Source organism: Microbacterium sp. (assembly GCF_026393345.1).
Lineage (GTDB): Bacteria > Actinomycetota > Actinomycetes > Actinomycetales > Microbacteriaceae > Microbacterium.
The window spans coordinates 51,897-60,331 of record NZ_JAPLAI010000055.1; the positions used below are offsets into that span (position 1 = coordinate 51,897).

General features: G+C 70.0%; 9 protein-coding genes (1 of these 9 only partly in view). 2 read left to right on the forward strand and 7 right to left on the reverse strand.

All coding sequences use genetic code 11. The features are described 5' to 3' along the window. Positions 1–15: 15 nt before the first annotated feature. Both NT132_RS11055 and NT132_RS11060 read right to left on the reverse strand, forming a co-directional pair. Positions 16–1,317, reverse strand: coding sequence for a glycosyltransferase family 4 protein (locus tag NT132_RS11055; protein ID WP_297788603.1), 1,302 nt, complete (start codon positions 1,315–1,317; stop codon positions 16–18). A 5-nt stretch (positions 1,318–1,322) separates the two neighbouring features. Beyond that, positions 1,323–2,528: a glycosyltransferase gene (locus tag NT132_RS11060; protein ID WP_297788606.1), complete on the reverse strand. Its 1,206-nt coding sequence runs from the start codon at positions 2,526–2,528 to the stop codon at positions 1,323–1,325. Between the two features lie 128 nt (positions 2,529–2,656). On the opposite strand from NT132_RS11060, the gene NT132_RS11065 reads away from it, so the two are divergent. Beyond that, complete coding sequence (locus NT132_RS11065) at positions 2,657–3,250, forward strand: hypothetical protein (protein WP_297788608.1); 594 nt, start codon at positions 2,657–2,659, stop codon at positions 3,248–3,250. 68 nt (positions 3,251–3,318) lie between these two features. Here NT132_RS11065 and NT132_RS11070 read toward each other — a convergent pair whose 3' ends face one another. The 5 genes from NT132_RS11070 to dnaK form a co-directional block, all read right to left on the reverse strand. Then, positions 3,319–4,089 (reverse strand): potassium channel family protein, encoded by a 771-nt coding sequence (locus NT132_RS11070; protein WP_297788610.1) that lies wholly within the window; start codon positions 4,087–4,089, stop codon positions 3,319–3,321. Between the two features lie 102 nt (positions 4,090–4,191). After that, positions 4,192–4,638, reverse strand: a complete 447-nt coding sequence (locus NT132_RS11075; protein WP_297788613.1) for a MerR family transcriptional regulator — start codon at positions 4,636–4,638, stop codon at positions 4,192–4,194. 24 nt (positions 4,639–4,662) lie between these two features. Next, positions 4,663–5,652: a DnaJ C-terminal domain-containing protein gene (locus tag NT132_RS11080; RefSeq protein ID WP_297788616.1), complete on the reverse strand. Its 990-nt coding sequence runs from the start codon at positions 5,650–5,652 to the stop codon at positions 4,663–4,665. 8 nt (positions 5,653–5,660) lie between these two features. Beyond that, the gene (locus NT132_RS11085; protein ID WP_297788619.1) at positions 5,661–6,248 is read right to left on the reverse strand and encodes a nucleotide exchange factor GrpE; all 588 of its coding nucleotides are present in this window, start codon (positions 6,246–6,248) and stop codon (positions 5,661–5,663) included. Between the two features lie 9 nt (positions 6,249–6,257). Further along, the gene (gene dnaK, locus NT132_RS11090) at positions 6,258–8,129 is read right to left on the reverse strand and encodes a molecular chaperone DnaK (protein ID WP_297788623.1); all 1,872 of its coding nucleotides are present in this window, start codon (positions 8,127–8,129) and stop codon (positions 6,258–6,260) included. A gap of 242 nt (positions 8,130–8,371) precedes the next feature. On the opposite strand from dnaK, the gene NT132_RS11095 reads away from it, so the two are divergent. After that, positions 8,372–8,435 carry the 5' portion of an MFS transporter gene (locus tag NT132_RS11095; protein WP_366940399.1) on the forward strand. The gene runs 1,376 nt beyond the window's last position, so 64 of the gene's 1,440 nt are visible here — the first part of the coding sequence; the start codon lies at positions 8,372–8,374; its stop codon lies off the right edge, out of view.

Sequence of the window (8,435 nt, forward strand, 5' to 3'; positions counted from 1 at the left end):
GGCCGGGTCTGTGGGTCAGCCCGCGACGACCCGCCGGTACACGTCCACCATCGCGGCGGTGCGCGACGACTGCCGGAACCGCTCCGCCACCGTCGGGTCGGGCACGGGCGCGGTGCCCGCGGCGATATCGGTTACCGCGCGACGCAGCGTCCGGGCGAGCGCGGTGACGGATCCGTCGCCCGGCACCCACACGCCCGCGCCGAGCTCCCCCGCGATGTCGGGGTCGCTGACCACGGCGGGCGTGCCGAGCGACGCCGCCTCGAACACCGTCATCCCCTGGGTCTCGAAGCCGATCGAGGTCTGCACCACCGCATCGGCCGCGGCCAGCCGGCGAAGCGTCTCGGCGTAGGGCAGCCGCCCCGCGAACGAGACGGATGCGGTCGGCGGCCGCCGCGCCAGCAGCCGCCGCGCCGCGCGCAGCTGCCCGCCACCGCCGATGATCTCGACGTCGGCGTCGATCCCCGATGCGACGATCGCCTCGAGGAACGGCAGCAGCCGCTTCTCCGGGCTCATCCGTCCGACCCAGACCAGCCGCGGCCGACCGGGTTCCCGCGCCCCGCCGGACAGCGCTGCATCCAGCACGTCGTCGTCGATGCCGTTCCAGATCACGTCGACCGCACCGGACTCGGGCGCCGCGCCGTGGGTTTCGAGGCGCCGGGCGAAGTGTCCGGACGGCGCGGTGACCGCATCCGATCGCTCGGCGAACCGGCGCAGGTACGCCCAGCCGTCCGCGTCCGCCGTCACGAACTCCGCAGAATCGCGCGAAGGTCGCAGGATTTCCGCCGAATCCTGCGAGGCTCGCGCGATTCTGCGAGGTTCGCGCATCGATCCAGCCGTCCGCGCTGCCCGTGCGGGCACACCGCGAAGCACCCGCCGCTGCCACAGATTGAGACCGCGGAGCACGAGCGCCGGTGCCGGGGCGACGGCGGCGATGCCCACATCCACCCGGTTGTGCATGGTGTGCACCACCGGCAGCCGGTGCCGCGCCGCGAACCGGTGACCGATGAAGGCGCCCCAGAAGTCGGCCTGCACGTGCACGACGTCCACCGGCGGCCGGCCTGCCATCGCCGCGTCGAGCCACCGGTCGGTGCGGGCGCCGGGCCAGGTGAGCGAGTACTCCCGGTCCGGGGTGATCGGCACCGACGGCAGATCCAGGTAGCCGGGATCGGACAGACCCGGACGCGGTAGATGCATGCGCGGCGCGACCACCGTGACGGTGTGCCCGGCGCGTTCCAGGAACCGCCGCTGCAGCCGCATCGACACCTGCGCCCCGCCCAGCGACTCCAGGTGCTGGTCGCCGAAGAACACGACGTGCACGGCGATTACTCGGGCAACGGTTCGCCGCGGTACAGCGCCTCGAACGTGTCGAGGGTGCGGTTGATGTCGTGGATGTTGACACCGTCGAGCGAGGCCTGCTGCATCCGTCGCCGGTCCTCGGGCGATGCGGTGAGGACATCCGTGAGCCGGGCGGCGAGTTCGTCGGAGTCGCCGGGGGTGAACAGGTAGCCGTTCTCGCCGTCGTGCACGAGGTGCGGTAGGGCGACCGCGTTGGCGGCGACGATCGGCAGACCGGATGCCATGGCCTCCATGGTCGCGATCGACTGGAGCTCCGCGATCGAGGCGATGGCGAAGACGGTGGCGCGCGAGTAGAGCTCGCGCAGCTCCTCCTCCGACGTGTGGCCGTGGAAGCGGACCCGCTCCGCGACGCCGAGCTGCTCCGCCAACTGCTCCAGTGCCTTGCGCTGATCGCCGCTGCCGACGATGTCGAAGGTGGCATCGAGCGCCGGGTCGAGCTTCGCCATCGCGCGCAGCACGACGTCGATCTGCTTCTCCGACGTCAGCCGCCCCACGAACAGGATGCGGTTGCTCTCGCGCGGACCGAGATCCGGTGTGTAGTTCCGCTTGTCGATGCCGCAGCTGATGGGGATGACCCCGGTGATGTCGATCGTCGACTCGAGGAAATCGGCGGCCTTGCGCGTGGGAGTGGTGACGGCGCGGGTGAGCGCGAAGGTGCGGGCGGCGTCTCCCCAGGCGAACTTCAGCAGCAGCTTGTTCAAGGCGTCCGGCAGCGTCGTGAAGTCGAGGATATTCTCGGCCATGACGTGGTTCGTGGCGATCACCGGGATCCCGCGACGGCGCGCTTCCCGGGCGAGGCCGCGGCCGATCACGATGTGCGACTGGATATGCACGACGTCCGGCTTGATGGCATCCATGGTCCGGCGTGCGTAGCCGCGCACCCGCCACGGCAGGGCGAACGTCAGCCAGTCGTGCGGGGGCCACCGGTAGGCCGGCAGCCGGTGCACCGTCATCTCCTCGCCCTCGACCTCTTCGCGGAAGACGCCGTGGTTGGCGTGCCCGGCGCTGGGCGCCATGACATGCACGTCGTGGCCGCGGCTCACGAGACCTGCGGCGAGTCGCTCGGCGAAACGGGCGGCGCCGTTCACATGGGGGGTGAAGGTGTCCGCCCCGATGAGGATCGTCAGGCGCGGGTCGGCCGAATCGTCAGGGGGGGTCGCGGGGGAAGTCACGGGATGGTGGCTGCCTATCTCTGCGGCGTTCGCGTCGGGGTGTGCGCGTTCCCCTCCACTGTACCCCGATGCCCGATCGGGGCCGGGGAACGCCTCCCCGTGCGCGGCGAGCCACCTACCCTGGAGTCATGCTGCGATTGCAGGCGGATGCGCCCGCCGAGACCTGGGTTCCGGTGACCGGTTCGCTGGGCCTGCGCGGAAGACGGCACCGCAAGCGCGCGATCGGGATGCTGTTGTCCGGTGCGAACGCCGCCGCCGGCGCCGAGCCGCGTCCGGGTTCCGGCTTCGCGGCGTGGGCGGCCAGCCAGGCGGCACCGCTGCTCATGCGACGGGCCGCGGGTCGGGTGCTCGCGTGGATGTGGAAGGCCGATCCGGAGCTCGTGGTCGTGCTCGCACAGGTGCAGGAGGCCACGAATCAGCTCCGCACGGCACGGGCGATGATGCCGATGGAGTACGACGACACCGAGGACTTCCGCAATCCACACCTGGGTGTCGGCGAGAAGCTCGTGGTGGCGCTGCCGCAGAACCCCGCCGCCCCGCCGTTCGCGACGTACACCTGGGACCTCGGCACGCACCTCGTCACGCTGCAGGCCGTCGGCGGCGACCGCGAGCGCTTCGGGACGGTCCTGGATGCGGTGGACGCGCTCGCCCGCACGCTCCGCGCCGTCGAGGACCTGCCGCTCGCCGAGTCCGACAGCATCCTGCGGCTGCCGCCCGCCTGAGCGTCACCCACCCCGAGTCGACGGACTCACGACGGTCCGACCTCGCCACACCCGCCCGCGCGGGCGGGTCAGTCCTGGCGCGCGGGCGGTGAGGGGTCCGGGGTCGTCGCCGCGGGGTCGGCGGGCCGGAGAGCCGCCAGCGCGCGGGTGATGTCGGCCTTCGTCGCGGGCTGCTGGTCCTCGTGGCCGCGGGTGACGCGCTCCATGACCCACGACGAGAACGTCGCGACGATCATGCCGACCAGCACGACGCCGCCGATCATCAGGAGCACCGCGAGGAACCGTCCCTGCCATGTCACCGGCGTGTAGTCGCCGTACCCCACCGTGGTCACGGTGCAGAACGCCCACCAGACCGCATCCCCGACCCGGGTGATGTTCGCGCCGGGGGCGTGGCGTTCGACCTCGAGCACGGCGAGGGAGATATCCCAGATCAGCAGCAGGGCCGCGCCGACACCGTAGATGAGCAGCCGGGCACGGAGCGAGTTGCCGGCCGTGCGGGTGAAGATGCGGATGCGGGTGGCAGCGTGGAGCAGCCGCACCGGCCGCAGCGCGGGGAAGACCACCACGGCGAGATCGAACAGGTGATGGCGCGCCCACCGCCAGCGTTCGCGTCCGGCGAGGAGGAGCCGGACGAGGTAGTCCACGACGAAGACGACCCACAGCGCCGCGGTCGCCGTTGCGGTCATGACGCGGGCGATGCCGTCGAGGTCTCCCACGACCTGCGCGGTGCGGACGACGATGAAGATGAGTGCGGCGATCGTGAACGGCCAGTACATGACGCGTTCCCACGCGCGCGTGCGCGCGTTGCCGCCTCGGTCGTCCGTTCCCCCGGCTTCCACAGCAGCACTCTACGGCGAGAGCCCGCGCGTCCACGCGGTTCCCCTGTCACAAACGGCGACCCTCGGTCGCAACATGCGACAGGCGAGCGGGGGGCGGTGGACCTACTCGTCGGTGTGGGGCAGGTCACGCCGCGGACGCCAGATCACGACGTCCGTCGCGCGGCGCACCCGGGTGCCGGAGCGCAGAGTGATGACCGAGCCGGTGGAGCCGGCGGCGAACACGCGGGCGCCGGGCCGGCGCGCCAGCTCCGCCTGCATCCGGGCTTCGAGGTCTTGCACGCGACCGTGGAGTTCGCGGACGCGGTTCTCGAGCTCGATGATGCGGGCGATCGCGGGCAGGCTCATGCCGTCGGCGGAGAGGCGGCCGACCTCGCGCAGCAGGGCGACATCGTGCACGGAGTACCGGCGCGAACCGCCCTTCGTCCGCGAGGGGATCACGAGACCCAGCCGGTCGTACTGCCGCAGCGTCTGCGGGTGCATGCCCGCCAGCTCCGCCGCTGTGGCGATGGCGAAGATGGGCGCATCCTCGTCGATCGTGTCATCGGTCATCTGTGCTCACCTCCGCCGCCATCGTCAGCTGCGCGCCTTGGCCATCAGTTCGGCGCGGGGATTCTCATCGGGTTCGACCTCTTTGAAGCGCTCCAGCGCCTCGCGGGCGGCCGCATCCAGGTGCGAGGGGACGACGACCTGCACTTCAGCCAGCAGGTCTCCGGTGCCCTTCGGCGTCTGGATACCACGGCCCTTGACGCGCAGCACCCGCCCGGAGGGGGTGCCGGGAGCGACGCGGAGTTTGACCGGGTCGCCGCCGAGGGTCGGCACCTCGATGGTCGCGCCGAGCGCGGCCTCGGTGAAGGTGACCGGAACCGTCACGCGGAGGTTCAGTCCGTCCCGGTGGAACACCGGATGCGGACGCACCGCGACCTGCACCACGATGTCGCCGTTGTCGCCGCCGTCGTGGGACGGACGGCCCCGTCCGCGTAGCCGGATCTTCTGACCGTCGCCGACGCCCGCCGGGATCTTCACCTTGAACGGCTTGCCGTCCTCACCCTGGAGCGAGATCGTGTCGCCCTTCGCGGCGGTGATGAAGTCCAGCGTGGTGCGGGCGGTGACGTCGGCGCCACGTGTGGGTCCACCGAAGCCGCGGAAGCCTCCGCTGGTCTGACCGAAGCGCCCGGTGCCGAAGCCCGCGGGCGTCCCCTGGCCGAACATCGTGAAGAAGTCGTCCGCGTCGTCGTAGCGCGCGCCGCCGCGGCCCTGGCCGAACATCGAGAACACGTCCTCGAAGCCGCCCCCAGCGCCCGCGCCGCCCGCGGTGAAGCGGGCGCCGGAGCCCATGGCGCGAATCTGGTCGTATTCCTGCCGCTGCTCCGGATCGCTCAGCACGGCGTACGCCTCGCTGATCTCCTTGAAGGTGGCCTCCGCCTTCGCATCGCCCGGGTTCGAGTCCGGGTGATAGGTGCGCGCGAGTTTGCGGTACGTCTTCTTCAGGTCCGCGGGGGAGACGTCTTTGGAGACGCCGAGCACCTGATAGAAATCCTTGTCGAACCAGTCCTGGCTGGCCACGAATCCTCCTAGTCCGCCGGGACGGCGACGACGACCTTCGCAGGCCGCAGTTCGACCGCACCCAGCCGATAGCCAACCTCGACGACATCGAGCACGGTGGTCTCGGTCGCGCCGGGCGTCGGCTGCTGGAAGATCGCCTCGTGGCGCTGCGGGTCGAACACCTCGCCGACCTCGCCATAGGCGACGAGGCCCATCCGCTCGGCCACCCCGCGCAGCTTCTCGGCGATCGCTGCAAACGGGGTGCCGTCGGGGAGGTCGCCGTGCTTCGCAGCACGGTCGAGGTCGTCGAGCACCGGCAGCAAGCCCTTGGCGACCGAGCCCTTGGCGCGCTCGATCTCCACCTCGCGCTGCTCTTCGGTGCGTCGGCGGTAGTTGGCATATTCGGCCTGCAGGCGCTTGAGGTCCAGCAGCAGATCGTGGTCGGCGGCGTCCGCCTCCGCGACCGCGGCATCATCGGTCTGCATCGCGTTCAGGATGTCGTCGACCGTGAGCTCCGGCTCCTGCGAAGCAGGGTCGGAGGCCTTCGCCTCCGACCCCTCCTCGCCGGGCCGAACCTCGTCGCCGTCCTGCGGTTCGTCGAAGTTCTTGTCCGTCATGAGTCCGTCTTACTTCTTGTCGTCCTCGTCGTCGACCACTTCTGCGTCGATGACGTCCTCCTCGGGGTTCGGCACGGTGCCGGCTCCCGGGTTGGTGGCGGACGGGTCGGCGGGCTGACCCTCGGCCTGCGCCGACTGGTAGATGGCCTCGCCGAGCGCGCTCTGGCTCTGGTTCAGCTTGTCGAACGCGGCCTTCACCGCGTCGTCGTCCTCGCCGGCGAGCGCGGCCTTGACCGCGTCGACGTCGGCCTGAACCGAGTCCTTCACCTCGGCGGGGAGCTTGTCCTCGTTCTCCTTGATGAGCTTCTCGATCGAGTACGAGAGCGTCTCGGCCTGGTTACGGACCTCGGCCGACTCACGGCGCTTCTTGTCCTCGGCGGCGTGCTCCTCGGCCTCGCGCACCATGCGCTCGATGTCCTCCTTGGGCAGCGACGAGCCACCGGTGATGGTCATCGACTGCTCCTTGCCGGTGCCCTTGTCCTTGGCGGACACGTGCACGATGCCGTTGGCGTCCAGGGCGAAGGTGACCTCGATCTGCGGGATGCCACGGGGAGCCGGGGCGATGCCGGTCAGCTCGAAGGTACCCAGCGGCTTGTTGTCGCGAGTGAACTCGCGCTCGCCCTGGAACACCTGGATGGCGACGGAGGGCTGGTTGTCGTCGGCCGTAGTGAAGGTCTCGCTGCGCTTGGTCGGGATGGCCGTGTTGCGCTCGATGAGCTTCGTCATGATGCCGCCCTTGGTCTCGATACCGAGGCTCAGCGGGGTGACGTCGATGAGCAGCACGTCCTTGCGCTCACCCTTGAGGACACCGGCCTGCAGGGCGGCGCCGACGGCGACGACCTCGTCCGGATTGACGCCCTTGTTGGGCTCCTTGCCACCGGTGAGCTTCTTCACCAGCTCGGTCACCTGCGGCATACGGGTGGAGCCACCGACGAGCACGACGTGGTCGATGTCGTCGACCTTGATGCCGGCCTCGCGGATGACGTCTTCGAAGGGCTTGCGGGTGCGCTCGAGGAGGTCCTTGGTGAGGTCCTCGAACTTCGCGCGCGTCAGGGTCTCCGAAAGCGACACCGGGCCCGACTCGGTCAGCGACAGGTAGGGCAGGTTGATCGAGGTCGAGGTCGAGCTCGACAGCTCCTTCTTCGCCTGCTCCGCCGCTTCCTTCAGGCGCTGCAGGGCGATCTTGTCGCCGGAGACGTCGACGCCGGTGGTGTCCTTGAACTGCTTGATCAGGTAGTCGACGACCCGCTGGTCCCAGTCGTCGCCACCGAGGCGGTTGTCACCGGCGGTGGAGCGCACCTGGATGGTGGAGAAGTCGTCGTCCTTGCCCACCTCGAGCAGCGAGACGTCGAAGGTACCGCCACCGAGGTCGAAGACGAGGATGAGCTCGTCCTCCTTGCCGCGGTCGAGACCGTAGGCGAGGGCGGCCGCGGTGGGCTCGTTGATGATGCGCAGCACGTTGAGGCCCGCGATCTCGCCGGCCTCCTTCGTGGCCTGACGCTCGGCGTCGTTGAAGTACGCGGGAACGGTGATGACCGCATCCGTGACGGAGTCGCCCAGGTACTGCTCGGCGTCCCGCTTGAGCTTCTGCAGGATGCGGGCGGAGATCTCCTGCGGCGTGTACGCCTTGCCGTCGATCGGCTGCGTCTTCCAGTCGGTGCCCATGTGACGCTTCACCGAGGTGATGGTGCGGTCGATGTTGGTGACCGCCTGGCGCTTGGCGGTCTCACCGACGAGCACCTCGCCGTCCTTCGTGAACGCGACGACCGACGGGGTCGTGCGGAAGCCTTCGGCGTTCGCGATGACCTTGGGCTCGCCGCCCTCGAGGACGCTGACGACGGAGTTCGTCGTACCGAGGTCGATTCCAACTGCACGGGGCATGTCTTCTCCTTCTGTGGATCTGAAAAGTTCGGGGCGGCCCGGGGAAACCTGAGCCGCGATGACTCAACGATATCGCGTCCCTTCCGCGGCGTCAAATGAAGTTGATATGGATTCGCTCAACTTTCCTGCTCGGGCCGATCGTGGCGCGGGCGCTACGCTGAGCGGGCGCCACGACGATGCGGCGCGGCGCCCGCCGTCGGGCCGCCACCGGCCGTTCACCGAAGGGTCCTACCGTGCCGAACATGGAACCCGAAGCCCGCATCCCCGCGCCTCCGCCCACGGTCAACACCGGGGCACTCGGGCCGA